Source organism: Pseudomonas sp. URMO17WK12:I7 (genome assembly GCF_003269045.1).
Taxonomy (GTDB): domain Bacteria; phylum Pseudomonadota; class Gammaproteobacteria; order Pseudomonadales; family Pseudomonadaceae; genus Aquipseudomonas; species Aquipseudomonas putida_J.
In genome coordinates this window covers 263,538-289,899 of record NZ_QLTL01000002.1, presented here as the reverse complement: position 1 = coordinate 289,899, position 26,362 = coordinate 263,538, and the positions used below count along the sequence as shown (strand labels likewise).

Here is a 26,362-nt window from a genome sequence, read left to right as displayed (position 1 = left end):
GAGGCCATGGTTGTCAGCCGGTTTGCAAGGCTCAAGTCATGCACCAGGGCTGGCAACCATGGCGTAACAGGTTCGGCACGTTGCAACAGATGTAGGAGCGGATTTATCCGCGATGCGCCGCGCGGGCGGCGCTCGATTTCCGCACCCCTGCAAGAACCAAGGCGGGCACCCTCTCTAAGCGCCGCTCACTGGGATTGCTGACTGGTCCGACGCATGTATCAGACGCTTCCTACGCATATGAACTGGCGATGTTTAGCTAAGGAAAATATCCTACAAATCCTGTCGACTCGCGTCTGATTGTTCCTGGAAACACCGCCCTTTAGGCTTTTTCGTGTCGCTGATGTTTAGCGCCCGGGAGTGGAATCCTGGTCAATTACTGAGTTGCTGTCGTCGTGGCAGTTGTGCGCGGGAGGCCGAAAAGCCTACCGGGTTTACTCGTAGCCTGGATTCCACACCGCGTACAACTGCCACCCATCCGTGTGGAATCGAAAAGGTCGGTCAATCAGTAACCTTACGAGTCGTTCCATATGAAGAAAATCGTCCCCGACCCACCCCATCATTTCGACCTTCCCTCTGACAAGACCCTCACCAACGCCGTCAGCGAAGGCATCGCGCCCATCGATCATGTGGTGATGAACGTCACCCACTACCTGATGCTTGCCTACAACCATTGCCACCGGACCCTCGATACCATCGAAGATGACAGCACCCGGGAATCGCTGGTGAATGGGCTGCGTGCCATGCAGATCGCCTGGGGCCAGGCGGATGCACTGTCGCTGGCTTTGGAGCGGAGTAGCAGCCTGCATTGAGGTTGGAGCTACTGGCCTATTCGCGGGTAAACCCGCTCCCACAGGGACATCACAGACCTCAAGATTTGCACATCACCTGTGGGAGCGGGTTTACCCGCGAAGAGGCCATAACAGGCAGTCGAGCAATTTCAGGAGAGGAACCGATGACCACAGACGACACCCAATTCACTGTCGGCAAAACCACGTTCTTCCAAGGCGAACACCAGACCCATCCCCTGTTTCGCATCGAGCCAGGCATTCCCTGCCGGGATGCCCGCGAGCAGGCCTCGGAGTTGATGGGCTATGTAAGAGAACTGACCATCATCGGCCTGATGGATGAAAAGCCGATGATGATCTGGGCATCCCACTACCTGAGTGCCATGGCCAAGGCACTGATGGATGATGCCGAGCTAGGCATGACGAATTAACAGCTGGGCGACTGAAACTACAAGCACTCCGCGGTCAGACTGTAACCAGCAAAAGTCGACCGCCTTTTTAAGGGTTAGGGTAGTACCACCCACGACAACCCTTTCCACCCGGCCTACCGAGGATCTTAGAAAAATCCTACAGCCTACTACTTAAACTTCTACGTCCTCTTGGGAAACTCTTCTCAAGCAACATCTCCCTCCTCCTATCGCTCTTCTGCCTCGTAAATACTATCGTCCACCACGTCACGGCGACCAGTAAAGCCAGGTAAACCGTTCGTACAAGCCCGATTCCCACGCCCATGATTTGAGCCGATTATGGATACTCCCTTATCAGAAAAAGTGAAAATATTAGATAGATTCATTACTGAACAAGAGCAAAATTTACTCACTGACGCATTGTCAGGCGCCATATGGAGATATGGCTGGCCCATAAATACAATTCCCTCCGCACGTCCTTGCTGGCACATCTTCATTGCCGGCAGCAAACGTGCCTCACTGGAGTGCTGTGAGCATGAACTGGCTAGTGACAGCTGCTGGGGCTTTTTACTTGATATCTGGAGGCGTGTGCAGTTTGCTCACATGCGTGACTGTTTGCTCCTTGGTGTCTACGCAAACGGCCAGACCTTCGGCCAGGACAGCCCTATTCATAGAGATAACAAATCAATTGAACCAGGAAAAACCGCAGTTATCTTCTGCAATACCCAGTGGGAAACCACATGGGGCGGCGAACTGGTTTTATTCAATCAACAGACGAATGACACCATTGCGGCAATACAACCAAAGCCGGGACGCATAGCGATATTCGACGGACACATACCGCACAGAGCTAAATCACCCACCATTGACTGCGACCAATTGCGCATCACCATTGCCTTCAAGACCATAAATAAGGACGTTAAACAATGAGCACACGTGCCGAGCTGATAGTAGCCGTAATAGATAAAACGGCGAAACCTGTCAATAACGCCGGGGCAGCAGCGGCTATTCATGACCAATTCAACAGCGACAAGACCGGATTTTCACTAGTTATCCAAGCAGCACAAACAACTACGGCGATAGCCTCAGTTATCTCCATCACTCACTTCGCAGTAGGTGCTGTACCCTTTATTAACATTGTCACCAACACCCTATCTGGCACCGTAACATTCCTGAAAATCGCGGCGGACTTCAAGGAGGGCGCGGAGATTAAGAGAGGAGATGTCATAAGTTTGGCAGGCAATGTTGCAGGCATCGTAGCCTCCTTCGCCATTCTTGCCGGAGCACCATTCATTGCTGGAGGGGCCACAGTCTTCGGCATAAGCGCCACAATCTACAGCATTGTCAATTCGGACTTGGCTGAAGCAGCATACGACAAGATGGCTCCACTTTTTACCAGTCTCTTGAATCAAGGTGACCTTACTGGATTGGACGCACCACAAATTGCGCCTGATTTCACACTCGCGTCCCCTGACCAGATACTTTCCACCCACCAGGGAATGATCACAACCGTTAACTGGAACCCTGGCTCTTCAGAAATAACACTGGGCACCCAACTACTTAGCTTTCCAGAAAGCAACCAAACTGACACCAACGCAACAGGGAGCGAGAGTTCCGGCTCAACGCAACCCCCTCCCCTTATCGGAAACTCAGGCAGCAACTCAGCAGCGCCAACGACGCCCCCTGGCATACCAGCACCCGACGCAACACTGACTATAAGTATAGAAAGCCTAGGCGGCGTTAAATCCCCCGACCCTGAGCCATCAATCACGGTACCTATTCAAGACAATCAAGACAATCAAGACAATCAAGACAATCAAGACAACTATATATGCTGCAGCGGGGGGCAACAGGACCAGTATTACTAACCGACCTGTTAACCACCCAACAACGCACCGACCCCAAAATGGATATCTGGCAATACTCGCTAAAGCTCATGCGAGAACTTCCGCCTCGCAAACAAGCAAAAGCTTTGCTGTTCGCGGGGATTCTTAATCTCATCTTAAGCGCTAGCTTTACACTTATGTGGCGCGAACACGAAAAAACCAGCGAAGAATCATGGCTGCGAGTCCCAGCATCTCTCACTTCCAAACCTGAAACATGGGATAGTGACAGATCTCTCTACACGTTCAGCATCATGTTTAAAACACTAGATGGAAAGCGCTACAACACTCATCTTTATGCAGAAAAAATTTACTATGACGCAGCGAACCTGGACCGCAACACGCCACTCTTTGCCGACATAGCAACCTCTGAAAGCGCGGCAACGGTTCAGCGCTTAATCGCCCCTAATGGAATGTTTCTTTACGACCCTGCACTGGCGGCACATGTAACCAACGTAAGAAACAGGGAGACCACGCTAGCCGTAATCATTTTCTCAGTTGGCGGCATTAGCATCTTGATTGCGGCAGCGGCGATCTACTATCGCCCCAGAAAGGAGTGCAACTGAACTTAACAGTGCCTGGGAAATCGAGCTCCGTGCGGACGGTGCTCGATCTTCCAAACCTGCATGAACCAAGGCAGGCACCTTATGGCGTATCAGCGCGGCTCCATATGCGCAATCATCAACTGCACGCTCTCATTCCCGCGAAACTCATTCACATCCAGCTTGTACGCCAACTCCACCCACCGCACCGTCGGGTTTGGCCACACGTCACGGTCGATGCCAAAGGCAATGCCATCCAGCCGCACCGAGCCGCATTCGGTCTTGAGCACCACCTTCAAGTGCCGCTCGCCGACCACACGTTGCTCCACCAACTGGAACACCCCATGGAACAGCGGCTCGGGGAAGTGCTGCCCCCAAGGCCCGGCATTGCGCAGGGCCTTGGCCAGGTCGAGGTGGAATTCCTCCACCGCCAGGCTACCGTCCGACAACAGACGACCGGTCAGGTCTTCCTCACGCAACTGGCGCCGGACCTCTTCATCGAACGCCTCGGCAAAGGCCGGGAAGTTGCTTTCGGGCAGCGACAGCCCCGCCGCCATGGCATGGCCGCCGAACTTGCTGATCAGCTGCGGCTGCCGCGCCGCCACCGCATCCAGCGCATCGCGGATATGGAAGCCCGGCACCGAACGCGCCGAGCCTTTGAGCATGCCGTCGCCGGCATCGGCGAAGGCAATGGTCGGCCGGTAGTAGCGCTCTTTCAGGCGCGAAGCGAGGATCCCGATCACGCCCTGGTGCCAATCGGCATCGAACAGGCACAGGCCATAAGGCATGGACTCGACCGGCAGGTCCTTGAGCTGGGCCAGTGCCTCACGCTGCATGCCTTGCTCGATCGACTTGCGGTCCTGGTTCAGCTCGTCCAGCTGCTGAGCCATGTCCTGGGCCAGGGCTTCGTCATCGCACAGCAGGCATTCGATGCCCAGGCTCATGTCGTCCAGCCGCCCGGCGGCGTTGAGCCGTGGGCCGAGGATGAAGCCCAGGTCAGTGGAGGTGATGCGCCGGTGATCGCGGCGGGCCACTTCAAGGATCGCCTTCAAGCCCGGCCGTGCCCGGCCGGCGCGGATGCGCTCAAGCCCTTGGTGCACGAGGATGCGGTTATTGGCATCCAGCGGCACCACGTCGGCGACGCTGCCCAGGGCGACCAGGTCGAGCAGCTCGCCGATGTTCGGCTGCGGCTGCGTTTCGTAGCGCCCCAGGCTGCGCAGGCGTGCGCGCAAGGCCATGAGCACGTAGAAAATTACCCCGACCCCGGCCAGCGACTTGCTCGGGAAGCCGCACCCAGGCTGGTTCGGGTTGACGATGGCGTCGGCATCCGGCAACTGCTGACCCGGCAGGTGGTGGTCGGTGACCAGCACCTTGAGCCCGGCCGCCTTGGCGGCGGCAACACCTTCGACGCTGGAGATACCGTTATCGACGGTAACCAGCAGGTCCGGCTGGCGTTCGAGCGCCACCTGGACGATCTCCGGCGTCAAGCCGTAGCCATACTCGAAGCGGTTGGGCACCAGGTAATCGACATGGGCCGCGCCCAGCAGGCGCAGGCCGAGCACACCCACAGTGCTGGCGGTGGCGCCATCGGCGTCGAAGTCGCCAACGATGAGGATACGCTGGCGCTGATCGAGGGCGTCGACCAGCAGGTCCACCGCAGCCTCGATACCCTTGAGCTGCTGATACGGCAACAGCCGCGCCAGGCTCTTGTCCAGTTCGGCCTCGGTCTGCACGCCGCGGGCGGCGTACAGGCGGGTCAGCAAAGGTGGCAGGTTACCCAGGAAAGGCAGGGTCGATGGCAACGGGCGGGGTTCGATACGCATGGGATCTTCGGCAGTCAGGTGTCAGTCGGTTCAGCCACGCTCACCGAGCAGCCATTGCAGTTGCACTTCGTGCTGGCCACGGTCGTCGGTGACGAACACCGTGCCTTCGCTGATCATCACATCCCACTTGATGGTACGTGGCATGTCGGTGGCCAGTACCTCCAGCACCTCCTGCGGCACCGCTGCAATGTTCAGGTTCTTCAGCCCTTTGACCGCGCCCACCACTTTACCTTCCCACACGCGCAGGCTGCCGTAGGCCAGCAGGCTGGTGCGTTCGGTGCGGCGCGAGCACCAGGTCAGGCGCTCGGCGTCCGGCTGGCCGACTTCGATCCAGTGCAGGATGCGGTCGTCCAGGCTTTTTTCCCACAGCGCCGCTTCGTCGACATCAGACAGGCCACGGCCGAACGACAGGTTCTCGTTGTACCACAGGGCGTAGGCCAGCAGGCGCACAGCCATGCGCTCTTCGGTTTCCGAAGGGTGGCGGGCAATGGTCTGCCGGACGTTTTCATACACGCCGCGATCGAGATCGGTCAGGTTCAGTTCGAATTTGTAGGTGGTGGACGGCTGGGCCATGGTCGACTGGGCTTCGTGCGTAGAGAAAAGTCACCTAGTCTAACCGATCCTGCTTCCGCTTGCGCCGGAGCAGTATCGGACGCTCCGGACCTATGCTAAAACCACGGCTCTGACCAGCTGCCACGGATGCCTCATGTCTACGCCCAGCAAACCCCTCGCCGGCCTGAAAGTCATCGAGCTCGGCACCCTGATCGCCGGGCCGTTCGCCTCGCGGATCTGCGCCGAATTCGGCGCCGACGTGATCAAGGTCGAGTCACCGGACGGCGGCGACCCGCTGCGCAAGTGGCGCAAGCTGTACGAGGGCACATCACTGTGGTGGTTCGTGCAGGCGCGCAACAAGCAGTCACTGACGCTCAACCTCAAGCACCCCGAAGGCCGTGAAGTGCTCAAGCGCCTGCTCGGCGAGGCCGACATCCTTATCGAGAACTTCCGCCCCGGCGTGCTGGAAAAGCTCGGCCTGGGCTGGGACGTGCTGCATGCGCTAAACCCGCGCCTGGTGATGGTGCGCCTGTCCGGCTTCGGCCAGACCGGCCCGATGAAGGACCAGCCGGGCTTCGGTGCGGTCGGTGAATCGATGGGCGGGCTGCGTTACATCACCGGTTTCGACGACCGCCCGCCTGTGCGCACCGGCATCTCCATCGGCGACTCGATCGCCGCGCTGTGGGGAGTGATTGGCGCGCTGATGGCCCTGCGTCATCGCGAAGTCAATGGCGGCCAGGGCCAGGTGGTGGATGTGGCGCTGTACGAGGCCATTTTCGCCATGATGGAAAGCATGGTCCCGGAGTTCGACGTGTTCGGTTTTATCCGCGAGCGCACCGGCAACATCATGCCGGGTATCACGCCCTCCTCCATCCACACCAGCGCCGACGGCAAGCATGTGCAGATCGGCGCCAACGGTGACGCCATCTTCAAGCGCTTCACGCAGGCCATCGGCCGCCCCGACCTGGCCGACGACCCGAGCCTGGCCAGCAATGATGGCCGCGACGCCCGGCGCGACGAGCTGTACGGCGTGATCGATCGCTGGGCCAACAGCCTGCCGCTGGACCGGCTGATGCAGGTGCTTACCGATGCCGAAGTCCCGGCCAGCCGTATCTACTCGGCCGAGGACATGTTCAGCGACCCCCAGTACCTGGCCCGCGAGATGTTCCTGCAAGCGCGCCTGCCGGATGGCAAGCCGTTCAAGATGCCGGGCATCGTGCCAAAGCTCTCGGACACCCCGGGCTCTGCCGAATGGGTTGGCCCGACGCTGGGTGAACACACCGATAGCGTGCTGGCTTCGCTGGGCTACGACCAGGCAGCGATCGCCAGCCTGCGCCTGGCGGGCACGGTCTGAGGCTGCTTCAGATGCGCTCGCGGGCCCTGTGCTGCGCGCTGCTGCTCGCGCTGCTGACGGCACCGGCGCAGGCCAAGGAACGCCTGCTGTGGCTGGTGCGCGACCTGCCGCCCTTCACCGTGTTCGAGGGCACGGAAAAGGGCCAGGGGGTTATCGACCAGATGCTGCCGCTGCTGATCGAGCAAATGCCCGAGTACGACCACAGCATCATCCGGGTCAACCGTGCACGCGGTATCCAGATGCTTCAGGATCCGACCAGTTTCACCTGCGACCCGACACTGCTGTGGACCGCAGAGCGTGCGAAGTTCGTGTACTTCTCGCAACCTACGCTCGGCGTGCTGAGCAGCGGCGTGGTGGTGCGCAACACCGGCCATGCGTTACTGGCAGCGTTTCTCGACGACCAGCAAGTCGACCTCAAAGGCTTGCTCGCCAACACCCGACTGAAGCTGGGCATCGTCGCCGAGCGCAGCTACAGCAGCGAGGTTGACGAGATCCTTCGCCAACTGCCCGACTCGGCGCTCAGCCGCCACTATGGCAACGATGCCACCGCCAACCTGCTACAGATGCAACAGCTCGGGCGCCTGCAACTGGTGCTGGGCTACTGGCCGGAAGTACGCTACCTGATTCAGCAACAGGGTGGTTCGCCGGCGGACTATCAGTTTCACCCCATCCAGGGCGTCAACCGCTACCAGTTCCTGCACGTGGGCTGCTCGGACACACCCCTGGGGCGTGCAGCCGTCAGCCACATCGACCAACTGCTACCGGCCCTGCGCCTGAATACCCTGCCCGCGCTGTATGCTCGCTGGCTTGACCCCGAGCTGCGCGAAACCTACCTGGAAGAGAGCAAGCACTTCTTCGAAAACCGCTGAGCTGCAGTCTGTGTAAGCCGGGCAAAAAGAAACCCCGAACGCTGGGGAAGACGCCCGGGGCCAATTGAAAGTCCTCATGGACTTCCCGCGACAACCTGCCAGTACCGGAGCTGTGCACTGGCCGGCTGCCCTTACTGTTTCTGATTGGCCATTCAGGCAAAGGTTCCCTGTGGCTGCTGACGCTGTTGCAATGCCGCGATCACACAGGGCTGCAAGCGCCCTTCGACAATCTGCAGGTCACGGTGCAAGCCGTCTACCAGATCGATCAGCAGGCTCTGTTCCTGCAACTGACGCAGGCTGACCGTACGTCGCAAGGCCGTGCCGCCGAGGCTGTCGTACACGGTCAATTGGCGATTGCCACTGGCATCCGTCACACCCAGTTTGGCCTGGTAAGGGGCAAGGGCGTCGTTGAGCAGTCTGCAGATTCTTTCCATCCGGATCACTCGCTTGTAATGGGACATGAAGGAACTGACCAGCAAGCGCAGCGGAAAGTTCGCTGCGCCACCGCTGTGCTAGTGAGCATGCGTGGCTGACATGACAGTTTGAATACGCTGCAGCGCTTGCTGCCAACGCCCGACTGGCAAGGGCCAGGGGAGATCGGCAACGACCCACAAGCCTTGGCGCCGGGCTTCTTTGGCGAGGTTCAGGCTGCCTGGGTTGTGGTGGCCGACGAACAGTACGCCACGGATGGAGCGAGCCCGTTCGAGCAGGGCCAGGCCATCGTTCACGGCGTGTTCGAGGATCAGCAGATCGGCGCGCGGCGTGCGGGCCAGACAGGTGTCGAGGTCGGCCAGGTCGTGGGTGATGCGCACATTGAACAGGCCTTGGGCATTGCAGGCCTGGTGGAGCAGGATCTGGTGGGATGGGCGTGCCGGGTGAATCAGCACGTAGGGCTGGCGCATGTGCCGCTCCTTGGGGAAAGGACCGGTCACTCTAGGCAAGGCTTGTGGCGCCTTACATAGGACAATTCTGCAAATGGTTGAGGAAAACGCTGCAATCTTGGGCCGCTTTGCAGCCCTTTCGCGACGCAAGGCCGCTCCTACAAGGGGTCGTGTTCCCTGTAGGAGCGGCCTTGCGTCGCGAAAGGGCCGCAAAGCGGCCCAAGATGCCAGTTATCTTACAAAGGCTTCCCGCGGTTGCCATGCTGGCTAACGAATGCCTGAACAGCCTTCAGGTCATTGGCCAACACGGTGCAACGCTCTTCACGGCTGAACAGATCGCTCAGGTGCGCCGGCAGCTCCAGTGCCTTGCCGACACCGGCCTTCTCTACCGCTTCCGGGAACTTGACCGGGTGCGCGGTGCCCAGCACCACCATCGGCGTGTCCAGGCTGCGGCGGCACTCGCGGGCGGCCTTGACGCCAATCGCGGTGTGCGGGTCGAGCACTTCGCCAGTGGCGGCGAACACCTCGGCGATGGTCTCACAGGTCTGCTCGTCGCTGACGGCCAGCGAATCGAACAGCTTGCGCGCTTCGGTCCAGCGGTCCTGCTCGACGCTGAAGCCACCGCCCTGCTTGAAGGTCGCCATCAGCTCGGCCAGCGCTGCGCCGTTACGGCCGTGCAGGTCGAACAGCAGGCGCTCGAAGTTGGACGACACCATGATGTCCATCGACGGCGACAGGGTCGCGTGCAGGGTTTCCTTGACGTACTGATTGCCGCTCATGAAGCGGTGCAGGATGTCGTTGCGGTTGGTGGCAACGATCAGTTGGCTCACCGGCAGGCCCATGTTGCGGGCCAGGTAACCGGCGAAAATGTCGCCGAAGTTGCCGGTCGGTACCGAGAACGCCACCGAACGGGCCGGGCCGCCCAGCTGCAGCGCCGCGTGGAAGTAGTAGACGATCTGGGCCATGATCCGCGCCCAGTTGATCGAGTTGACCGCAACCAGGCGAGTGCCCTTGAGGAACGACTGGTCGGCAAAGCTGGCCTTGACCATCTCCTGGCAGTCGTCGAAGTTGCCTTCGATGGCGATGTTGTGGACGTTGTCGCCAAACAGGGTGGTCATCTGGCGGCGCTGCACTTCCGACACACGCTGGTGCGGGTGCAGGATGAAGATATCGACGTTTTCGCAGCTGCGGCAGCCTTCGATAGCAGCGGAGCCGGTGTCACCGCTGGTGGCACCGATGATCACCACACGCTCGTTGCGCTTGGCCAGCACGTGGTCGAGCAGGCGACCGAGCAGTTGCAGGGCAAAATCCTTGAACGCCAGGGTCGGGCCGTGGAACAGCTCGAGCACCCACTCGTTGCTGTTCAGCTGGCGCAGCGGGGCGACCGCAGCATGGGCGAACTCGCCGTAGGTTTCTTCGAGGATCTTCTTGAAGTCGGCATCGGCGATGCTGCCTTCGACGAACGGGCGCATCACCCGGAAGGCCAGCTCGTGGTACGGCAGGCCCGCCCAGGAGGCGATTTCTTCCTGGGTGAAGCGTGGCAGGTTCTCAGGGACGTACAGGCCGCCGTCGCTGGCCAGGCCAGCCAGCAGCACGTCTTCGAAATTCAGGGCCGGAGCCTGGCCGCGGGTACTGATATAGCGCATGGGTGCAAACCTTCGATGCTAGGGCCGCGCAAGCGGCCCGATTGGCAAATTAATTCAGCTGTTCGACGCGGATGCGCACGACCTTGCCGACCACGTCCTGCAGGGCTTCCAGGGCGACAATGGCGTCGTTGATGCGCTGCTCGACCACACCGTGGGTCAGCAGGATCATCGGCACCAGGCCGTCCTGTTCCTCGGCTTCCTTCTGCATGATCGATTCGATGTTGATGCCGCGCTCCGACAGGATGCTTGCCACCTGGGCCAGCACGCCGGGGTGGTCCTTGGCCTGGATACGCAGGTAGTAAGCACTTTCGCAGGCCTCGATCGGCAGGATCGGGTGGGCCGACAGCGAATCTGGCTGGAAGGCCAGGTGCGGCACGCGGTTTTCCGGGTCGGAGGTCATGGCACGGACCACGTCGACCAGGTCACCGACCACCGACGAAGCAGTCGGCTCCATGCCGGCGCCAGCACCGTAGTACAGGGTGGAACCAGCGGCGTCGCCGTTGACCATGACCGCGTTCATCACGCCGTTGACGTTGGCGATCAGGCGGTCGGCCGGGATCAGCGTCGGGTGCACGCGCAGCTCGATGCCTTCGGCGGTGCGGCGGGCCACGCCCAGGTGCTTGATGCGATAGCCCAGCGCTTCGGCGTAGTTCACGTCAGCGGTGGTCAGCTGGGTGATGCCCTCGGTGTAGGCCTTGTCGAACTGCAGCGGGATACCAAAGGCGATGGACGCCAGGATGGTCAGCTTGTGCGCGGCATCGATGCCTTCGACGTCGAAGGTCGGGTCGGCTTCGGCATAGCCCAGTGCCTGGGCTTCGGCCAGCACGTCGGGGAAGGCGCGGCCCTTCTCACGCATTTCGGTGAGGATGAAGTTGCCGGTGCCGTTGATGATGCCGGCCAACCAGTTGATGCGGTTGGCCGACAGGCCTTCGCGGATCGCCTTGATCACCGGGATGCCACCGGCCACTGCCGCTTCGAAGGCGACGATGACGCCCTTCTCCCGGGCCTTGGCAAAGATCTCGTTACCGTGCACGGCGATCAGCGCCTTGTTGGCGGTAACCACGTGCTTGCCGTTCTCGATCGCCTTGAGCACCAGGTCGCGGGCGATGGTGTAGCCACCGATCAGCTCGATGACAATGTCGATTTCCGGGTTGCTCGCAACTTCGAACACGTCAGCGGTAATGGGGGTACCGGCAATCTGGCAGTTCGGGTTCTGCGAGCGCATGGCAATCTGTGCCACTTCAATACCGCGCCCGGCACGGCGGGCAATCTCCTCGGCGTTGCGCTGAAGTACATTGAAGGTTCCGCCACCGACGGTCCCCAACCCACAGATGCCTACTTTGACCGGTTTCACTGTGAACTCCCCATTGAACGGCCGGCGCCTTCACCGACCGTGAAACATGCCGTCACCCCATGACGACGGCGTATTGAATGAATTACTTGGCAGCCTGCTGCTCGCCAGCCAGGGCCAGTTTGGCCACTTGCGGTGCGGGCTGGTAGCCCGGAATCACATGGCCGTTCTCGAGCACGATGGCCGGCGTGCCGTTGACGCCGATCTGCTGGCCCAGCTGGAACTGCTTGCTGACCGGGTTGGCGCACTTGGCTGCCTTGATTTCCTTGCCTTCGACCATCTTGTCCATCGCCGCCCGGCGATCGCTGGAGCACCAGACTGCTTGCAGTTGCTCATCGCCCGGCGAACCGAGGCCCTGGCGCGGGAAGGCGACATAGCGCACTTCGATACCGCGGCGGTTGAGCTCGGGCACTTCGGCGTGCAGCTTGTGGCAGTACGGGCAGGTAGTGTCGGTGAATACGGTGATGTGCGACTTGGTCTCGCCCTTGGCAGGGTAAACCACGGTCTCGGCGGCTGGAATACCGTTGATGAGCTTGGCGACGCCTTGACGCTCGGTTTTTTCTGTCAGGTTGACCGGCTTGCCGTCCTGCAGCTGGTACAGGTAGCCCTGCATGACGTACTGGCCGTCAGCGCTGGCATACAGCACACGGCCGCCCTGCAACTTGACTTCATAGAGGCCATTGAGCGGGCTGCTGCCGACGCTTTCAACCGGCACTTCGAGTTCGAGGTTCTGCAACGACTTGCGGATGGCCTGCTCGGCGCTGGCATTGCTGTCGGCCGCGGCAACGGCAAAGGTACTGGCCAGCGCCATCACGGCGGCGGCGAAAATCTGGGTCACGCGCATGGGGAACTCCTGGAGGCGGACAGGGGCCGGCGGGCGTCACCTGCGGAAAAAACGCGGCAACCGTGCGGCCCTTGATGCAAACCGCCCAAGCCTACCACATCAAGGTGCAAATGAAGGGGCCTGCAAGGACCGGTCAGCGGAACATGAAAAACATTCATCCACGTGGATGATGCTGGGCGTGCAGTTGCTGCAGCCGCGCCTTGGCCACGTGGGTGTAGATCTGGGTGGTCGACAGGTCGCTGTGGCCCAGCAGCATCTGCACCACGCGCAGGTCGGCGCCGTGGTTGAGCAGGTGCGTGGCGAAGGCATGACGCAGGGTATGCGGCGACAGCGACTTGTCGATACCGGCCACCCGCGCCTGGTGCTTGATGCGGTGCCAGAAGGTCTGGCGGGTCATCTGCTCACCGCGCTGGCTGGGGAACAGCACGTCGCTGGGGCGGCCGTTGAGCAGGTCGGCACGGCCGTCACGCAGGTAACGCTCCAGCCATACCACCGCCTCCTCGCCCATCGGCACCAGGCGCTCCTTGCTGCCCTTGCCCATCACCCGTAGCACGCCCTGACGCAGGTTGACCTGGTCGAGGGTCAGGCTGACCAGTTCGGTCACGCGCAGGCCGCAGGCGTAAAGCACTTCGAGCATGGCACGGTCGCGCTGGCCAATGGCTTCGGCCAGGTCCGGCGCCTGCAGCAACGCCTCAACGTCGGCTTCCGACAGGGATTTGGGCAAGGGCCGGCCGAGTTGCGGCATGTCGACCTGCAGGGTGGGGTCGACGGCAATCAGTTTTTCCCGCAGCAGATAGCGAAAGAAGCCGCGCAGGCCTGAGAGAAAGCGCGCCGTGGAGCGAGGTTTGTAGCCTTGGTCGAGGCGCCAGGCCAAGTGGTCGAGGATCAGCTCGCGGCCGGCATCGGGAAGGGTTACCGAATGTTCCTGAAGCCAGCCGTTGAACAGGGCCAGGTCGCTGCGATAGGAGACTCGAGTGTTGTCGGACAGGCCTTTTTCAAGCCACAGGGCGTCGAGGAACTGGTCGATCAAGGGGTGGTCGAGGGCAGGCATGAAATCTCGATGGCAAACGACGAAATGACGCTTAGTCTTTCATAACTACGCCGGCATAGGGAGCCCGCATGAGCGAACAGCTAATCCTTCTGAGTGTGGGTGGCATTGGCGCGGCTGCGCTTGCCTGCCAATGGCTGGCCTGGCGCCTGAAACTGCCCGCCATCCTGTTCTTGCTGCTGTGCGGAATCGTCGCCGGCCCGGTGCTGGGCTGGCTGTCACCTGAGGCCCTGTTCGGCCCACTGCTGATGCCCCTGGTGTCGCTGGCTGTAGCACTGATCCTGTTCGAAGGCAGCCTGACCCTGCACCTCTCGCAGTGGCGGGAGATCGGCAGCGTGGTGCATCGCCTGGTCACGCTCGGGGCGCTGACCACCTGGCTGGTAATCGCCCTGGCCACCCACTGGCTGCTGGCATTCGAATGGCCCTTGGCGATCCTGTTCGGCGCGCTGACCCTGGTGACCGGGCCTACGGTGATCGTGCCCATGCTGCGCGTGGTACGTCCAAATGCGACGATCGCCAACATCCTGCGCTGGGAAGGCATTGTCATCGACCCGATCGGCGCCTTGCTGGCCGTGGTGGTCTACAGCTTCATCATCGCCAGCGGTGACGGCCTGAGCCAAAGCCTGATCACCTTCGCCGGGGTGATTCTGTGCGGCTGCGCACTGGGTGCAGCCGGTGGCTGGCTGCTGGGCCAGGTGATGCGTGAGCAGTGGCTGCCGGAGTACCTGCACAACCTGGCCTCCCTGGCTGCCGTGCTGGGCATCTTCATTGCTGCCAACCAGATCGTCCACGAGTCCGGCCTGCTGGCGGTGACGGTGATGGGCATGTGGTTGGCCAACATGCGCGGGGTCGATGTACGGCAAATCCTGCACTTCAAGGAAAACCTGAGCGTCCTGCTGATTTCCGGGCTGTTCATCCTGCTGGCCGCCCGCCTCGACCTGCATGCCCTGTTCTCCCTGGGCCCGGCGGTGCTCGCCTTGCTGTTGGTCATTCAGTTGCTGGCCAGGCCGCTGAATGTGCTGGTTTCCACTGCCGGATCCTCACTGAACTGGCGCGAACGCGCCCTGCTGGCCTGGATAGCGCCGCGCGGCATCGTGGCTGCTGCGGTTTCGGCGGTATTTGCCATTCGCCTGGACCAGGCTGGCCACCCCTCGGCCTTGCTGCTGGTGCCGCTGACATTCGCGGTGATCATCGGTACGGTCGTACTGCAAAGCGCTACTGCCCGCCCGCTGGCGCGGCTGCTCAAGGTTGCAGAGCCTGCCCCCAGCGGCTTTCTGCTGGTAGGCGCCAACCCGCCTGCGCGCACGCTGGCCAAAGCATTGCAACAGCTCGGTTGCCGCGTCCTGCTGACCGATTCGAGCTGGGAAAACATCCGGGCTGCACGCATGGATGGCTTGCCGACCTACTTTGGCAACCCGGCCTCGCAGCACGCCGACGCGCATCTGGACCTGGTCGGCCTCGGCCATCTGCTGGGGCTATCGCCTGCCGGCGAACTCAATGCCCTGGCGTGCGCACGGTTTCGCCATGATTTTGGCCACAAGCGGTTGTTCGTACTGGCCAGCGGGCTGGAAAACCGGCGCAGTGACAAGCATCGCGCCAGCGAAGAACACCGCGGCCAGTTGTTGGGTTCCAGCCCCATGACCTACCTGCAACTGGCCAACCGCCTGCTTGAAGGGAGCGAATTGTTCAGCACCACGCTCACTGAAGCCTTCGGCTGGCAGCAGTACCAGGCCTTGCATGGCGAACGCGCAACCTTGCTGTTCGCCCGCGATGCCCACGGCTGGGTGCATGTCGCATGCCCGGACGCCCCGCTCGCCCCTCAGGCAGGCTGGACGCTGGTATCACTGATCGACCCGGAGCCGGCCGACGCGTGAGGGTCAGCTACCGGGCAGTACCGGCACCGGGCGCTTGTCCTCGTCGATGGCGACAAAGCTGAACACGCCATGGATCGCCCGCTCGCGCCCGTCCAGGTACATGTTCTCGACGAACACATCCACTTGCACCTGCAAACTGGTATTGCCCACCTTGACCACCGTGCCTACCAGTTCAACGATCGAGCCCGCCGGGATCGGGTGCTTGAAGTCGATGCGGTCGGTTGACACGGTCACCAATGGCAGCCGGCAGAAGCGCGTGGCCGCAATGAACGACACTTCGTCCATCCACGCCAGCGCGGTGCCGCCGAACAGGGTGTTGTGGTGGTTGGTGGTGTTGGGGAACACCGCTTTGGTCACACGGGTCACCGACAGCTCGGTGCGGCGCTGGATTTCCTGGTCTCGGCTGGTCATATCCGTCACTTTTCACGGGTTTCAGAAAGCAAAAAAGCAGCCCGAAGGCTGCTTTTTTCTCGCAAGGGGCCTTAGGCCACCGGGCAAACTGTACTCAGGACAGTTTTTCCTTGATGCGAGCGGCTTTGCCGGACAGGTCGCGCAGGTAGTACAGCTTGGCTTTACGCACGTCACCACGACGTTTCACGGCCAGGCTGTCGATCTGCGGGCTGTAGGTCTGGAAGGTACGCTCAACGCCTACGCCGCTGGAGATCTTGCGCACGGTGAAGGCGCTGTTCAGACCGCGGTTACGCTTGGCGATGACAACGCCTTCGAAAGCCTGCAGACGGGAACGATCACCTTCCTTCACTTTAACCTGAACGACGATGGTGTCGCCTGGTGCGAAGGTTGGGATTTCCTTGCTCATCTGCTCGGCTTCGAGCTGCTGGATGATCTTGTTGGTCATGCTGTGCTCCTAAGATGGATACTTGATCCACCATCGATACGTTTAACTATCGTCCCGCTCGTGGAGATATTCCTCGAGCAGCTTCTTCTCTTCTCCAGAAAGCGAGCGACTTTCCAGAAGATCGGCGCGTCGTTCGAAGGTCCTACCAAGGGACTGCTTCATCCTCCAACGCCGGATATGTGCATGGTTGCCACTTAGCAACACGTCGGGAACACGCTGATCCGCATACACCTCAGGCCGGGTGTAGTGCGGGCAATCCAGCAGACCGTCAGTGAAGGAATCTTCCTCCGCCGAGTCCACATGCCCTAAAGCTCCGGGCAGCAGCCGTGTAACCGCATCGATCAGTACCATGGCCGGCAGCTCGCCACCGGAAAGCACATAGTCGCCAATCGACCACTCCTCATCGACATGAGCCTCGATAAAACGCTCGTCGATGCCTTCATAACGGCCGGCGATCAGGATCAACGATTCCTGTTCGGCCAAGCCTTTGACCGCCTGCTGAGTCAGCTTGCGGCCTTGCGGCGAAAGGTAGATCACCTTTGCCGATGCTCCGGTCGCTTGCCTGGCGCTAACCAGGGCGTCTTCCAGAGGCTTGATTTTCATCACCATGCCCGGACCACCGCCAAACGGCCGATCATCCACGGTGTGGTGGCGATCTGTGGTGTAGTCCCGCGGGTTCCAGCAAGTCACCTGAAGCAACCCCTGTTTCACCGCACGGCTGGTAATGCCGTACTCTGTGATGGCCGAGAACATCTCGGGGAACAGCGTGATGACGTCTACGCGAAGGTTACCCATCGTTTAGAAGTCCGCGTCCCATTCAACCCGCATCACGCCTGCTTCCAGGTCGACGTTGAGCACGCATTGCGCCGTATAGGGCAACAGACGCTCGCGATCATCCAGGCTGCCTGCGCAGGGCTTGACCACCATTACATCGTTCGCACCGGTCTCCAACAGGTGATCGACCTTGCCGAACAGCTGTTCGTCCTGGTTGATGACCTTCAGGCCCTGCAGCTGGTACCAGTAGTACTCGTCTGCGGCCAGGTTGGGCAAAAGGCTCCGCGCAATGCAGATTTCATGACCACTCAGAAGACGGGCTTCATCGCGATCATCAAGGCCTTTCAGTTTCACGACCAGGCCCTTTTGGGAGCCACGACCGCTGACCAGCTCGACCTGCTTTACCTTGCCTTCGTGCCGAAGCGTCCAGCGCGGATAATCCAACAGGTTTTCAATCGGATCGGTAAAGGAATACACCTTCACCTCGCCGCGAACGCCGTGAACCGAAAAAATCTTGCCAACGACGATGAGGTCGTCAGCCTTTTCTGGCGTCGCGTTCATACTGTTTAGGCGGCAGCCTTGGCAGCGTCCTTCAGCAGCTGAGCAACGCGCTCAGACGGCTGTGCGCCCTGGCTCAGCCAGTAGGAAACGCGCTCTTGGTTAACCGACAGCTTGACTTCGGCGCCCGATGCGATCGGGTTGAAGAAGCCTACGCGCTCAACGAAACGGCCGTCACGGGCGTTACGCGAGTTGGTCACGGTCAGGTGGTAGAATGGGCGCTTTTTCGAGCCGCCACGGGCAAGACGAATGGTTACCATGTGAACATTGTTCCTATAGTCGGTGCTGCAAATCTGAATGCCAAATAGGCACACGGGTGCCCAAAAGGCCGCATATTCTCGGGGAATACACGGACATTTGCAAATGCCTTTTTCGACAGAGCCCCGCCCTGCCGTCCAGATTTGCCGGTTAAGCCACGCAATTCGCGGCCGTTACCCCGCCGGAGCGGGGGTTCCGGGCGCCCACTCATCTGAAAGCAGGCGCCCAAAATAGGGGTTACAGCTTCGGCATGCCGCCGCCTGGCAGCATCCCGCCCAGGCCACGCATCATCTTGGCCATGCCGCCCTTGGCGGAGAATTTCTTCATCATTTTCTGCATCTGCTTGTGTTGCTTGATCAGCCGGCCGATGTCCTGCACCTGGGTACCGGAACCGAGGGCGATACGGCGCTTGCGCGAACCGCTGATCAGGTCGGGGTCGCGACGCTCTGCAGGGGTCATCGAGTTGATGATCGCTTCCATCTGCTTGAACTGCTTCTCGGCTGCACCCTGGGCGTTGCCCATCTGCGACAGGTTGACCCCGCCGATGCTCGGCAGCTTGTCCATCAGGCCGCCGAGCCCGCCCATGTTCTTCATCTGTTGCAGCTGGTCGCGGAAGTCTTCGAGGTCGAAGCCCTTGCCCTTCTTCAGCTTCTTGGCCAGCTTGTCGGCCTTGGCCTTGTCGATGGTCTGCTCGGCCTGTTCGATCAGACTGAGCACGTCACCCATGCCAAGGATGCGCGAGGCGACACGGTCCGGGTGGAAGGGTTCGAGGGCTTCGGTTTTCTCGCCCATACCGATGAACTTGATCGGCTTGCCGGTAATGGCGCGCACCGACAGCGCAGCACCGCCACGGGCGTCACCGTCGACCTTGGTCAGCACCACACCGGTCAGCGGCAGGGCTTCACCAAACGCCTTGGCGGTGTTGGCGGCGTCCTGGCCGGTCATGGCGTCGACCACGAACAGGGTCTCGATCGGCTTGACCGCGGCGTGCAGCGCCTTGATCTCGGCCATCATGTCGGCGTCGATGTGCAGGCGGCCGGCGGTGTCGACGATGACCACGTCGATGAACTTGAGCTTGGCTTCACGGATCGCCGCTTCGGCGATGGCCACCGGCTTCTGGCTGATGTCGGACGGGAAGAAGGTCACGCCGATGTCGTGGGCCAGGGTTTCCAGCTGCTTGATCGCCGCCGGGCGGTAGACGTCGGCGGAAACCACCATCACGCTCTTCTTCTTGCGCTCCTTGAGGAAGCGCGCCAGCTTGCCGGCGGTGGTGGTCTTGCCCGCACCTTGCAGGCCGGCCATCAGGACCACGGCCGGCGGCGCGGCATTCAGCGCGAGGTCTTCGTTGGCCGCGCCCATCAGGCTTTCCAGCTCGGCCTGGACGATCTTCACGAACGCCTGGCCCGGGGTCAGGCTGCGCGACACCTCAGTGCCGACCGCACGCTCCTTGACGCTGTTGACGAAATCCTTGACCACCGGCAGGGCAACGTCGGCCTCGAGCAGGGCCATGCGCACTTCGCGCAACGTGTCCTTGATGTTGTCTTCAGTCAGCTTGGCCTTGCCGGTGACATGGCGCAGCGTCTGTGACAGGCGGTCGGTCAGGTTTTCGAACATGGTGATCCTTACAGGCCCAGTAAAAGCCGAGGTTTGTCAGGCGCCCGAGGGGGAAATGCACACCCGCCAGGCACAGCAAGGCGGCGATTATAACGAAGTGCGGCGGCGGCGCACACCTTGCAGCCGATCGGTCTGGATGGCCGGTGTCGATCTATGCCAAACTCCGTCTCTTTCAGGGCTCTGCAACCAGGACTTATGGTCTCCTCACCCAGCCTCATCCCCAACCTGATCGCCGCCGGCTTATATATAGCTGCGGCCATCTACCAGGGCTCCTACCTGGCCCAGGGCCGCAAGGCCGACAAACGCCTGCTCGGCCTGCTCGGCACCCTCGCCGTGGTCGCCCAGGGTGGCGCGCTGTTCTTCCAGCTGATCACCCCACTGGGGCTGAGCCTGGACTTCTTCAGCGCCGCCAGCCTGATCGCCGTGGCGGTCATCGCCCTGACGCTGGTGGCCTGCCTGCGCATCCCGGTGGAAAACCTGCTGGTACTGCTGTTCCCGCTCGGCGCCATCACTGCCCTGCTGGCGCAGTTCGCCCCGCCCGGCACGGTGCCGCTGATCGACGAAGAACCGGGCATCCTCGCGCACATTCTGCTGTCGATCCTGGCCTATGGCCTGTTCACCATCGCGGTGTTCCAGTCGCTGCTGTTGCTGCTGCAGGACCACCAGTTGAAGAACAAGCACCCGTCCGGGCTGATCCGCAACTTCCCGCCGCTGCAGACCATGGAAAGCCTGCTGTTCGGCTTCCTCTGGGCGGGCTGGTGCCTGCTCTCGCTGTCACTGATTTCCGGCTGGCTGTTCTTTGAGAACCTGTTCGCCCAGCACCTGGTGCACAAGACCTTGCTGGCCTGCATCGCCTGGATCGTGTTCAGCGTGCTGCTGTGGGGCCGCACCCGCCTGGGCTGGCGCGGACACAAGGCAATCCGCTGGACCCTGGCGGGTTTCTGCCTGCTGATGCTGGCCTACTTCGGCAGCAAGCTGGTTCGCGAATTCATCCTGCATATCTGACGGCCGCCCATGGACACCCTGCCGTACGCACCGCTTCTCGGCATTCTGGCACTGGCGCTACTGTGGTCGGCGTTGTTCACCGCCGTGGACGCCGCCCGCCTGCAACTCAATGGCTCACTGCGCAATGGCGATGACGGCCAGCCGCTGTTGCCGGCCCAGGCCCTGGTGTTGTGTGCCAGCCTGGGCAAGCTGCTGGTGCTGGGCCTGGCTTGCCTGATCGGCCAACGCCAGAACGGCGAACACGGCTTCTGGCTGGCTGGCCTGGCCGCCGTGGCAGCCCTGTCGGTGTTCGCCGAGTTTCTGCCGCGGCGCCTGGCCCGGCGTAACCCGCAGGCCTTCATCAGCCTTGGCCTGAGCCTGCGGCCATTTCCTCTGGCCCTGCTGCAGCCCCTGGCCTGCCTGTTCGACGGTATCGCCAAGCTGATGCTGCGGCCGTTCCGCGTACAGCCTGCGGCTGTGGCCCTGCACCCGCAGGAGAACGACGATTTCGACGAAGACGACGAGCACGAAACGCCGCGCCACGGCCTTTTGGACGGCCTGCAATCGCTGGACAAGATCACCGTCAATGACATTCTGGTGCCACGTAACGAAGTCGATGGCATCAACCTTGACGACCCCATCGAGCAGATCATCGAGCAGCTGATCGTCAGCCGGCACACGCGCCTGCCGGTGTACCACAGCGACATCAACCAGGTCGAAGCAATCCTCAACACCAAGCTCATCAGCCACCTGCTGCCAAAGGCCGAGCTGAGCCTGGAGCAACTGCTCGGCGCCTGCTACGAACCCTACTTCGTGCCGGAAAGCACGCCCCTGCAGATGCAGCTGCTGAACTTCCACAAGCAACAGCGACGCCTGGGCGTGGTGGTGGACGAGTATGGCGAGGTGCTGGGCATCGTCACCCTGGAGGACATTCTCGAGGAGATCGTCGGCGAGTTCGAGGACGAACAGAGCCTCGACAACCCGCACGTGCATCCGCAGCCCGATGGCACCTTCGTCATCGAAGGCGCCGCCTCGCTGCGCGAAATCAACCGTTCCCTGGGCTGGCACCTGCCCTGCGACGGCGGCCCGAAAACCCTCAACGGGCTGGTCACCGAAGCCCTCGAGAGCATTCCGGAAAGCGCCGTTTGCCTGAAGATCGGCCGCTATCGCCTGGAAATCCTCGAAACAGAGGACAATTGCGCCAGCAAGGTACTGGTGTGGACCGTGACCCGATAGCTATACTCGGGTCACGCTTACCCAGCCCCGCCGTCCCGCCTGCTACCCGCACCCGGCGCCACACGGCCAGTCCGCTCCACTGACACCTCTGCGGTCCTGCTTCAACACCCCGAACAGTGCCCGCTCCCGCCCCTACCCCCCTTGGGCTGGCGTCAGTCGCGCGAACACAACAACAAATACGCTCCGGCGTCCGTGACGCTGTGCCTGCCTTCGAACCATGCACACCACGCAGACAACGCCCATGGAGCGGACCAGACTGTTAGGGACCTACTTAATGACCACCAGCACCTATGCCCAAGCGCCTGCCGCGCCGGTCAACTCGCCCGCGCGGGTTGCCACCGCCAGCTTCATCGGCACCGCCATCGAGTTCTACGATTTCTACGTCTATGCCACCGCTGCCGCGCTGGTGATCGGCCCAGTGTTCTTCCCATCCGGGTCAGGCACCGCGCAGATGCTCGCGGCGTTCATCACCTTCGGCATCGCCTTCCTCGCCCGCCCGCTGGGCTCGGCACTGTTCGGCCATTTCGGTGACCGCATCGGGCGCAAGTCGACACTGGTCGCCTCGCTGCTGCTGATGGGTTTGTCGACCACGCTGATCGGCGTGCTGCCGGGCTATGACAGCATCGGCGTGTGGGCACCGATCCTGCTCTGCCTGCTGCGCTTCGGCCAAGGCCTGGGCCTGGGTGGTGAATGGGGCGGCGCAGCGCTGCTGGCCACCGAGAATGCACCAGAGGGAAAACGCGCCTGGTTCGGCATGTTCCCGCAACTTGGCCCTTCGATCGGCTTCCTCGCTGCCAATGGCCTGTTCCTGACCCTGGCCATGCTGCTCAGTGACGAACAGTTCCGCGATTGGGGCTGGCGCATTCCATTCCTGCTCAGCGCCGCGCTGGTGCTGGTGGGGCTGTATGTACGCCTGAAGCTGGAAGAAAGCCCGGTGTTCGCCAAGGCAGTGGCTCGCCACGAGCGGGTGAAGCTGCCGGTGGTCGACCTGTTCGCCAAATACTGGCTGCCGACCCTGCTGGGCGCAGCGGCGATGGTGGTGTGCTATGCGTTGTTCTACATCTCGACCGTGTTCTCGCTGAGCTATGGCGTGACCACCCTGGGCTACACCCGCGAGACATTCCTTGGCCTGCTGTGCTTCGCCGTGGTGTTCATGGCCCTGGCCACTCCGCTGTCAGCCTGGCTCAGCGACCGTTACGGGCGCAAGCCGGTACTGATCGTTGGTGGCCTGCTGGCGGTGGCTTCGGGCTTTACCATGGAGCCGCTGCTGACCTCGGGGTCGACCACCGGCGTGGCGCTGTTCCTGGCCATCGAGCTATTCCTGATGGGCGTGACCTTCGCGCCGATGGGGGCGCTGCTGCCTGAGCTGTTCCCGACCCACGTGCGTTATACCGGCGCTTCGGCGGCGTATAACCTGGGCGGCATTGTCGGGGCCTCGGCGGCACCGTTCTTTGCCCAGAAGCTGGTGAGCATGGGTGGGCTGAGCTGGGTGGGGGGCTATGTGTCGGCGGCGGCGGTGATCAGCCTGATTGCCGTGCTGTGCCTTAAAGAAACCCGCAATACCGAGCTGTGAGCCATTGGGGCTGCTGTGCAGCCCTTTCGCGACACAAGGCCGCTCCTACAAGGAATTGCGATCACCTGTAGGAGCGGCCTTGTGTCGCGAAAGGGCCGCAACGCGGCCCCGTGCGGTCTCGGATCAGAACTCGACCTTGACCGCCTGCGAAGCACGGGTCGCCTTGGCCCGCGCCGCTTCGACCGACTCATCACGCGCCAGGCACACGCCCATGCGACGGGTGCCGTTGATTTCCGGCTTGCCGAACAGGCGTATGGCCGTATCCGGCTCGCTCAGGGCTGCCCCCAGGTTGGCAAAGCGGGTCTGCTGCGACTGGCCTTCCGGCAGGATCACCGCCGAAGCCGACGGCCCGAACTGGCGCACCACCGGAATCGGCAGGCCAAGAATGGCGCGAGCATGCAGGGCGAACTGCGACAGGTCCTGAGAAATCAGGGTCACCAGGCCGGTGTCATGCGGGCGCGGCGAGACTTCGCTGAACCACACCTGGTCGCCTTTGACGAACAGCTCCACACCAAACAGACCACGACCACCCAGTGCATCGGTGACCGCCTTGGCCACGCGCTGCGACTCGGCCAAGGCTTTCGCGCTCATGGCCTGTGGCTGCCAGGACTCCTGGTAATCGCCCTTCTCCTGACGGTGGCCGACCGGCTCGAGGAAGGTGGTGCCCCCCACATGGCGCACAGTCAGCAAGGTGATTTCGTATTCGAAATCGATGAAGCCCTCGATGATCACCCGGCCTTTGCCGGCGCGCCCGCCTTCCTGGGCGTATTCCCACGACTTGTGCAGGTCGGCATCGCTGCGCAACAGGCTCTGGCCCTTGCCCGAGGAGCTCATCACCGGCTTGACCACGCACGGGTAACCGACGTCGGCAACGGCTTTGGCGTAGTCCTCGTAAGTGTCGGCGAAGTGGTACGGCGAGGTCGGCAGGTCCAGCTCTTCAGCGGCCAGGCGGCGGATGCCTTCACGGTTCATGGTCAGCTGGGTGGCGCGGGCGGTCGGCACCACGGTGAAGCCTTCGTTCTCCAGCTCGACCAGCGTGGCGGTGGCGATGGCTTCGATTTCCGGAACGATGTAGTGCGGTTTTTCCGCCTCGATGATCGCCCGCAGGGCAACGCCATCGAGCATGTTGACCACGTGGCTGCGGTGCGCCACCTGCATTGCCGGGGCATTGGCGTAGCGGTCGACGGCGATCACCTCGACGCCCAGGCGCTGCAGCTCGATCACCACTTCCTTGCCCAGCTCGCCACAGCCGCAGAGCAGTACACGGGTCGCGGTCGGCGACAATGGGGTTCCGATACAGGTCATTTCAGGTCCTCGAAGGCGTCCGGGGCCGCACCAGGCTTGGCGCGGCCCGCTGAAAAAGGACCGGTATTCTACACCATCAACCTGCCACAGCGGCCCGCCGCGCACGAAATGCCATGGCCAGCCAGACGGCCGTGACACCGGCGAATTTCGAAGCCATGGCGGTGCCGATCACAGCCGGCGTCAGGGCGCCGATCATGCCGAAGAAGATGAAGGTATCCACCGGAATGCTCAGCGCCGAGCTCAGCCACAGGCGGTCACGCAGCGGCCGGCGGGTGATGCTGAACACCAGCCAGTCGATCAGTTCGGAGACGAAGAACGCAGTGGCGCTGGCCAGGGCGATGGCTGGCTCCGAGGTGGCATACGACAGCACCAGGGCCAGCAGCATGGCAATCAGCGCGCCGTGGCCGAAGCGGGTCTGCACCATGTCGCGCAGGATGAACACCAGGCCGCCCCAGCAGGACCAGATGATGTCCAGGTGCGGGGCGCTGGAGAAGGCGTAGTTGATCAGCACTACGCTACTGATATAGGCAATGAGATAGAACATGGCGAGTGATCTGTGGGCAAGCCGCACAGATTACTTGATTTTGCGGTCAGTGCCCAATAATCAGCCCGGCAGCCAGCGCCCGCTCATGGCAAAGCTTCAGCACCGCCCGGCGCTCGGTATTGTCCATCCGCCCCCAGCGGCCGATCTCGGCCACCGTGCGCTGGCAGCCGGTACAGATATCCTGCTCGTCCAGCGCGCAAATGCTCACGCACGGCGAAGCCACTGGCCGCTCGGCTGCCACTTCACTCATCGTCGGCCACCAGCTCCCGCGCATAACGCTCGGCATTGTGCACATAGTGCGCGGCGCTGGCTTCGAGCAGGCGCATCTGCTGCTCGGTCAGCTCGCGCACCACCTTGCCTGGCGAGCCCATTACCAGCGAACCATCGGGGATTTCCTTGCCTTCAGGGATCAGCGCGTTGGCACCGATGATGCAATGCTTGCCAATGCGCGCGCCGTTGAGGATAACCGCGTTGATGCCAACCAGGCTGTAGTCGCCGACCGTGCAGCCATGCAGCATGGCGTTGTGACCAACGGTCACGCCCTTGCCCAAGGTCAGCGGCGAGCCCATGTCGGTGTGCATCACGCTACCGTCCTGGACGTTGCTGTCCTCGCCGATGTCGATCAGCTCGTTGTCACCCCGCAGCACCGCACCGAACCACACGCTGGCACGGGCCTGCAGGCGTACCCTGCCAATCAGGGTGGCGTTGGGTGCGGCCCAGCTTGTGGCGTGGCATTCGACCCGATGGTCGCCCAGGCGGTATTTCATGTTCGCTCCTCAGAGGTTCACGCAGATGGCGGGG

General features: G+C 61.9%; 29 protein-coding genes. 11 read left to right on the top strand and 18 right to left on the bottom strand.

Translation table 11 applies throughout. The annotated features are described in order from the left end of the window. Positions 1 to 527 precede the first annotated feature (527 nt). The 5 genes from H040_RS03535 (at position 528) to H040_RS03515 (ending at position 3,641) form a co-directional block, all read left to right on the top strand. A complete protein-coding gene (locus tag H040_RS03535; protein WP_027920089.1) occupies positions 528 to 809 on the top strand; it encodes a hypothetical protein in 282 nt (93 codons plus the stop codon). A 143-nt stretch (positions 810 to 952) separates the two neighbouring features. Continuing rightward, positions 953 to 1,216: a DUF3077 domain-containing protein gene (locus H040_RS03530; protein WP_027920090.1), complete on the top strand. Its 264-nt coding sequence runs from the start codon at positions 953 to 955 to the stop codon at positions 1,214 to 1,216. A gap of 315 nt (positions 1,217 to 1,531) precedes the next feature. After that, positions 1,532 to 2,122, top strand: a complete 591-nt coding sequence (locus H040_RS27445) for a 2OG-Fe(II) oxygenase (RefSeq protein ID WP_177326717.1) — start codon at positions 1,532 to 1,534, stop codon at positions 2,120 to 2,122. Continuing rightward, positions 2,119 to 3,060 (top strand): hypothetical protein, encoded by a 942-nt coding sequence (locus H040_RS03520; RefSeq protein ID WP_081784324.1) that lies wholly within the window; start codon positions 2,119 to 2,121, stop codon positions 3,058 to 3,060. The genes H040_RS27445 and H040_RS03520 overlap by 4 nt, the downstream gene beginning before the upstream one ends. Before the next feature lie 38 nt (positions 3,061 to 3,098). Further along, positions 3,099 to 3,641 carry a hypothetical protein gene (locus H040_RS03515; RefSeq protein WP_081784325.1) on the top strand — a complete coding sequence of 181 codons (543 nt, stop codon included), beginning with the start codon at positions 3,099 to 3,101 and terminating at the stop codon, positions 3,639 to 3,641. A gap of 89 nt (positions 3,642 to 3,730) precedes the next feature. Here H040_RS03515 and recJ read toward each other — a convergent pair whose 3' ends face one another. Both recJ and H040_RS03505 read right to left on the bottom strand, forming a co-directional pair. Continuing rightward, a complete protein-coding gene (gene recJ / locus H040_RS03510) occupies positions 3,731 to 5,440 on the bottom strand; it encodes a single-stranded-DNA-specific exonuclease RecJ (RefSeq protein WP_027920092.1) in 1,710 nt (569 codons plus the stop codon). Between the two features lie 30 nt (positions 5,441 to 5,470). Further along, positions 5,471 to 6,013, bottom strand: coding sequence for a YaeQ family protein (locus tag H040_RS03505; protein ID WP_027920093.1), 543 nt, complete (start codon positions 6,011 to 6,013; stop codon positions 5,471 to 5,473). A gap of 133 nt (positions 6,014 to 6,146) precedes the next feature. Between H040_RS03505 and H040_RS03500 the strand changes: the two genes are divergently transcribed. Both H040_RS03500 and H040_RS03495 read left to right on the top strand, forming a co-directional pair. Beyond that, positions 6,147 to 7,346, top strand: a complete 1,200-nt coding sequence (locus H040_RS03500; RefSeq protein ID WP_027920094.1) for a CaiB/BaiF CoA transferase family protein — start codon at positions 6,147 to 6,149, stop codon at positions 7,344 to 7,346. An 11-nt stretch (positions 7,347 to 7,357) separates the two neighbouring features. Then, complete coding sequence (locus H040_RS03495; RefSeq protein WP_033696482.1) at positions 7,358 to 8,215, top strand: TIGR02285 family protein; 858 nt, start codon at positions 7,358 to 7,360, stop codon at positions 8,213 to 8,215. Between the two features lie 152 nt (positions 8,216 to 8,367). Here the strand turns inward: H040_RS03495 and H040_RS03490 are convergent, their stop codons facing one another. From H040_RS03490 to xerD, 6 genes are all read right to left on the bottom strand, one after another. Then, the gene (locus tag H040_RS03490) at positions 8,368 to 8,649 is read right to left on the bottom strand and encodes a DUF3509 domain-containing protein (protein ID WP_027920096.1); all 282 of its coding nucleotides are present in this window, start codon (positions 8,647 to 8,649) and stop codon (positions 8,368 to 8,370) included. 78 nt (positions 8,650 to 8,727) lie between these two features. Further along, entirely contained in the window at positions 8,728 to 9,117 is a 390-nt protein-coding gene (locus H040_RS03485) for a hypothetical protein (protein WP_027920097.1), read from the bottom strand. Between the two features lie 215 nt (positions 9,118 to 9,332). Continuing rightward, entirely contained in the window at positions 9,333 to 10,742 is a 1,410-nt protein-coding gene (thrC, locus tag H040_RS03480) for a threonine synthase (RefSeq protein WP_027920098.1), read from the bottom strand. 49 nt (positions 10,743 to 10,791) lie between these two features. Next, positions 10,792 to 12,096 (bottom strand): homoserine dehydrogenase, encoded by a 1,305-nt coding sequence (locus H040_RS03475; protein WP_027920099.1) that lies wholly within the window; start codon positions 12,094 to 12,096, stop codon positions 10,792 to 10,794. Positions 12,097 to 12,178: 82 nt separating this feature from the next. Continuing rightward, the gene (locus H040_RS03470) at positions 12,179 to 12,937 is read right to left on the bottom strand and encodes a thioredoxin fold domain-containing protein (protein WP_027920100.1); all 759 of its coding nucleotides are present in this window, start codon (positions 12,935 to 12,937) and stop codon (positions 12,179 to 12,181) included. Positions 12,938 to 13,091: 154 nt separating this feature from the next. Next, a complete protein-coding gene (gene xerD / locus H040_RS03465) occupies positions 13,092 to 13,988 on the bottom strand; it encodes a site-specific tyrosine recombinase XerD (RefSeq protein WP_027920101.1) in 897 nt (298 codons plus the stop codon). A 68-nt stretch (positions 13,989 to 14,056) separates the two neighbouring features. On the opposite strand from xerD, the gene H040_RS03460 reads away from it, so the two are divergent. Next, positions 14,057 to 15,859, top strand: a complete 1,803-nt coding sequence (locus tag H040_RS03460; protein ID WP_027920102.1) for a cation:proton antiporter — start codon at positions 14,057 to 14,059, stop codon at positions 15,857 to 15,859. 3 nt (positions 15,860 to 15,862) lie between these two features. Here H040_RS03460 and H040_RS03455 read toward each other — a convergent pair whose 3' ends face one another. From H040_RS03455 to ffh, 6 genes are all read right to left on the bottom strand, one after another. Next, positions 15,863 to 16,270: an acyl-CoA thioesterase gene (locus H040_RS03455; protein WP_027920103.1), complete on the bottom strand. Its 408-nt coding sequence runs from the start codon at positions 16,268 to 16,270 to the stop codon at positions 15,863 to 15,865. 94 nt (positions 16,271 to 16,364) lie between these two features. Then, positions 16,365 to 16,715 carry a 50S ribosomal protein L19 gene (gene rplS, locus H040_RS03450; RefSeq protein ID WP_023629812.1) on the bottom strand — a complete coding sequence of 117 codons (351 nt, stop codon included), beginning with the start codon at positions 16,713 to 16,715 and terminating at the stop codon, positions 16,365 to 16,367. A 42-nt stretch (positions 16,716 to 16,757) separates the two neighbouring features. Continuing rightward, complete coding sequence (trmD, locus tag H040_RS03445) at positions 16,758 to 17,510, bottom strand: tRNA (guanosine(37)-N1)-methyltransferase TrmD (RefSeq protein ID WP_027920104.1); 753 nt, start codon at positions 17,508 to 17,510, stop codon at positions 16,758 to 16,760. 3 nt (positions 17,511 to 17,513) lie between these two features. Beyond that, positions 17,514 to 18,050, bottom strand: coding sequence for a ribosome maturation factor RimM (rimM, locus tag H040_RS03440; protein WP_027920105.1), 537 nt, complete (start codon positions 18,048 to 18,050; stop codon positions 17,514 to 17,516). Between the two features lie 5 nt (positions 18,051 to 18,055). Continuing rightward, positions 18,056 to 18,307, bottom strand: coding sequence for a 30S ribosomal protein S16 (rpsP, locus tag H040_RS03435; RefSeq protein WP_027920106.1), 252 nt, complete (start codon positions 18,305 to 18,307; stop codon positions 18,056 to 18,058). Between the two features lie 235 nt (positions 18,308 to 18,542). Beyond that, positions 18,543 to 19,919, bottom strand: a complete 1,377-nt coding sequence (gene ffh / locus H040_RS03430) for a signal recognition particle protein (RefSeq protein ID WP_027920107.1) — start codon at positions 19,917 to 19,919, stop codon at positions 18,543 to 18,545. 195 nt (positions 19,920 to 20,114) lie between these two features. Between ffh and H040_RS03425 the strand changes: the two genes are divergently transcribed. The 3 genes from H040_RS03425 to H040_RS03415 all read left to right on the top strand — a co-directional run bounded on the left by H040_RS03425 (position 20,115) and on the right by H040_RS03415 (position 23,712). Then, positions 20,115 to 20,924 carry a cytochrome C assembly family protein gene (locus tag H040_RS03425; protein WP_027920108.1) on the top strand — a complete coding sequence of 270 codons (810 nt, stop codon included), beginning with the start codon at positions 20,115 to 20,117 and terminating at the stop codon, positions 20,922 to 20,924. A gap of 9 nt (positions 20,925 to 20,933) precedes the next feature. After that, on the top strand, positions 20,934 to 22,139 hold the full coding sequence (locus H040_RS03420) for a transporter associated domain-containing protein (RefSeq protein ID WP_027920109.1): 1,206 nt from the start codon (positions 20,934 to 20,936) through the stop codon (positions 22,137 to 22,139). Between the two features lie 274 nt (positions 22,140 to 22,413). After that, on the top strand, positions 22,414 to 23,712 hold the full coding sequence (locus H040_RS03415) for an MFS transporter (RefSeq protein WP_027920110.1): 1,299 nt from the start codon (positions 22,414 to 22,416) through the stop codon (positions 23,710 to 23,712). A 123-nt stretch (positions 23,713 to 23,835) separates the two neighbouring features. Here H040_RS03415 and purT read toward each other — a convergent pair whose 3' ends face one another. The 4 genes from purT to H040_RS03395 all read right to left on the bottom strand — a co-directional run bounded on the left by purT (position 23,836) and on the right by H040_RS03395 (position 26,328). Continuing rightward, complete coding sequence (purT, locus tag H040_RS03410; RefSeq protein WP_027920111.1) at positions 23,836 to 25,017, bottom strand: formate-dependent phosphoribosylglycinamide formyltransferase; 1,182 nt, start codon at positions 25,015 to 25,017, stop codon at positions 23,836 to 23,838. A 76-nt stretch (positions 25,018 to 25,093) separates the two neighbouring features. Continuing rightward, on the bottom strand, positions 25,094 to 25,561 hold the full coding sequence (locus tag H040_RS03405; RefSeq protein WP_027920112.1) for a VUT family protein: 468 nt from the start codon (positions 25,559 to 25,561) through the stop codon (positions 25,094 to 25,096). Between the two features lie 46 nt (positions 25,562 to 25,607). Further along, on the bottom strand, positions 25,608 to 25,811 hold the full coding sequence (locus H040_RS03400; protein ID WP_027920113.1) for a DUF1289 domain-containing protein: 204 nt from the start codon (positions 25,809 to 25,811) through the stop codon (positions 25,608 to 25,610). After that, positions 25,804 to 26,328 (bottom strand): gamma carbonic anhydrase family protein, encoded by a 525-nt coding sequence (locus H040_RS03395; RefSeq protein WP_027920114.1) that lies wholly within the window; start codon positions 26,326 to 26,328, stop codon positions 25,804 to 25,806. The genes H040_RS03400 and H040_RS03395 overlap by 8 nt, the downstream gene beginning before the upstream one ends. Positions 26,329 to 26,362: the final 34 nt, after the last annotated feature.

Excerpts from the sequence above, each read along its gene's own strand:
- H040_RS03425 (WP_027920108.1), top strand. The coding sequence starts at position 20,115 with ATGGTCTCCTCACCCAGCCTCATCCCCAACCTGATCGCCGCCGGCTTA.
- H040_RS03495 (WP_033696482.1), top strand. The coding sequence starts at position 7,358 with ATGCGCTCGCGGGCCCTGTGCTGCGCGCTGCTGCTCGCGCTGCTGACG.
- H040_RS03470 (WP_027920100.1), bottom strand. The coding sequence starts at position 12,937 with ATGCGCGTGACCCAGATTTTCGCCGCCGCCGTGATGGCGCTGGCCAGT.
- purT (WP_027920111.1), bottom strand. The coding sequence starts at position 25,017 with ATGACCTGTATCGGAACCCCATTGTCGCCGACCGCGACCCGTGTACTG.
- H040_RS03455 (WP_027920103.1), bottom strand. The coding sequence starts at position 16,270 with ATGACCAGCCGAGACCAGGAAATCCAGCGCCGCACCGAGCTGTCGGTG.
- H040_RS03520 (WP_081784324.1), top strand. The coding sequence starts at position 2,119 with ATGAGCACACGTGCCGAGCTGATAGTAGCCGTAATAGATAAAACGGCG.
- thrC (WP_027920098.1), bottom strand. The coding sequence starts at position 10,742 with ATGCGCTATATCAGTACCCGCGGCCAGGCTCCGGCCCTGAATTTCGAA.
- H040_RS03395 (WP_027920114.1), bottom strand. The coding sequence starts at position 26,328 with ATGAAATACCGCCTGGGCGACCATCGGGTCGAATGCCACGCCACAAGC.
- H040_RS03485 (WP_027920097.1), bottom strand. The coding sequence starts at position 9,117 with ATGCGCCAGCCCTACGTGCTGATTCACCCGGCACGCCCATCCCACCAG.
- rimM (WP_027920105.1), bottom strand. The coding sequence starts at position 18,050 with ATGAACGCGACGCCAGAAAAGGCTGACGACCTCATCGTCGTTGGCAAG.
- xerD (WP_027920101.1), bottom strand. The coding sequence starts at position 13,988 with ATGCCTGCCCTCGACCACCCCTTGATCGACCAGTTCCTCGACGCCCTG.
- recJ (WP_027920092.1), bottom strand. The coding sequence starts at position 5,440 with ATGCGTATCGAACCCCGCCCGTTGCCATCGACCCTGCCTTTCCTGGGT.
- ffh (WP_027920107.1), bottom strand. The coding sequence starts at position 19,919 with ATGTTCGAAAACCTGACCGACCGCCTGTCACAGACGCTGCGCCATGTC.
- H040_RS27445 (WP_177326717.1), top strand. The coding sequence starts at position 1,532 with ATGGATACTCCCTTATCAGAAAAAGTGAAAATATTAGATAGATTCATT.
- H040_RS03515 (WP_081784325.1), top strand. The coding sequence starts at position 3,099 with ATGGATATCTGGCAATACTCGCTAAAGCTCATGCGAGAACTTCCGCCT.
- rpsP (WP_027920106.1), bottom strand. The coding sequence starts at position 18,307 with ATGGTAACCATTCGTCTTGCCCGTGGCGGCTCGAAAAAGCGCCCATTC.
- H040_RS03415 (WP_027920110.1), top strand. The coding sequence starts at position 22,414 with ATGACCACCAGCACCTATGCCCAAGCGCCTGCCGCGCCGGTCAACTCG.
- H040_RS03490 (WP_027920096.1), bottom strand. The coding sequence starts at position 8,649 with ATGGAAAGAATCTGCAGACTGCTCAACGACGCCCTTGCCCCTTACCAG.
- rplS (WP_023629812.1), bottom strand. The coding sequence starts at position 16,715 with ATGACCAACAAGATCATCCAGCAGCTCGAAGCCGAGCAGATGAGCAAG.
- H040_RS03460 (WP_027920102.1), top strand. The coding sequence starts at position 14,057 with ATGAGCGAACAGCTAATCCTTCTGAGTGTGGGTGGCATTGGCGCGGCT.
- H040_RS03500 (WP_027920094.1), top strand. The coding sequence starts at position 6,147 with ATGTCTACGCCCAGCAAACCCCTCGCCGGCCTGAAAGTCATCGAGCTC.
- H040_RS03420 (WP_027920109.1), top strand. The coding sequence starts at position 20,934 with ATGGACACCCTGCCGTACGCACCGCTTCTCGGCATTCTGGCACTGGCG.
- H040_RS03530 (WP_027920090.1), top strand. The coding sequence starts at position 953 with ATGACCACAGACGACACCCAATTCACTGTCGGCAAAACCACGTTCTTC.
- H040_RS03535 (WP_027920089.1), top strand. The coding sequence starts at position 528 with ATGAAGAAAATCGTCCCCGACCCACCCCATCATTTCGACCTTCCCTCT.
- H040_RS03405 (WP_027920112.1), bottom strand. The coding sequence starts at position 25,561 with ATGTTCTATCTCATTGCCTATATCAGTAGCGTAGTGCTGATCAACTAC.
- H040_RS03505 (WP_027920093.1), bottom strand. The coding sequence starts at position 6,013 with ATGGCCCAGCCGTCCACCACCTACAAATTCGAACTGAACCTGACCGAT.
- trmD (WP_027920104.1), bottom strand. The coding sequence starts at position 17,510 with ATGGGTAACCTTCGCGTAGACGTCATCACGCTGTTCCCCGAGATGTTC.
- H040_RS03400 (WP_027920113.1), bottom strand. The coding sequence starts at position 25,811 with ATGAGTGAAGTGGCAGCCGAGCGGCCAGTGGCTTCGCCGTGCGTGAGC.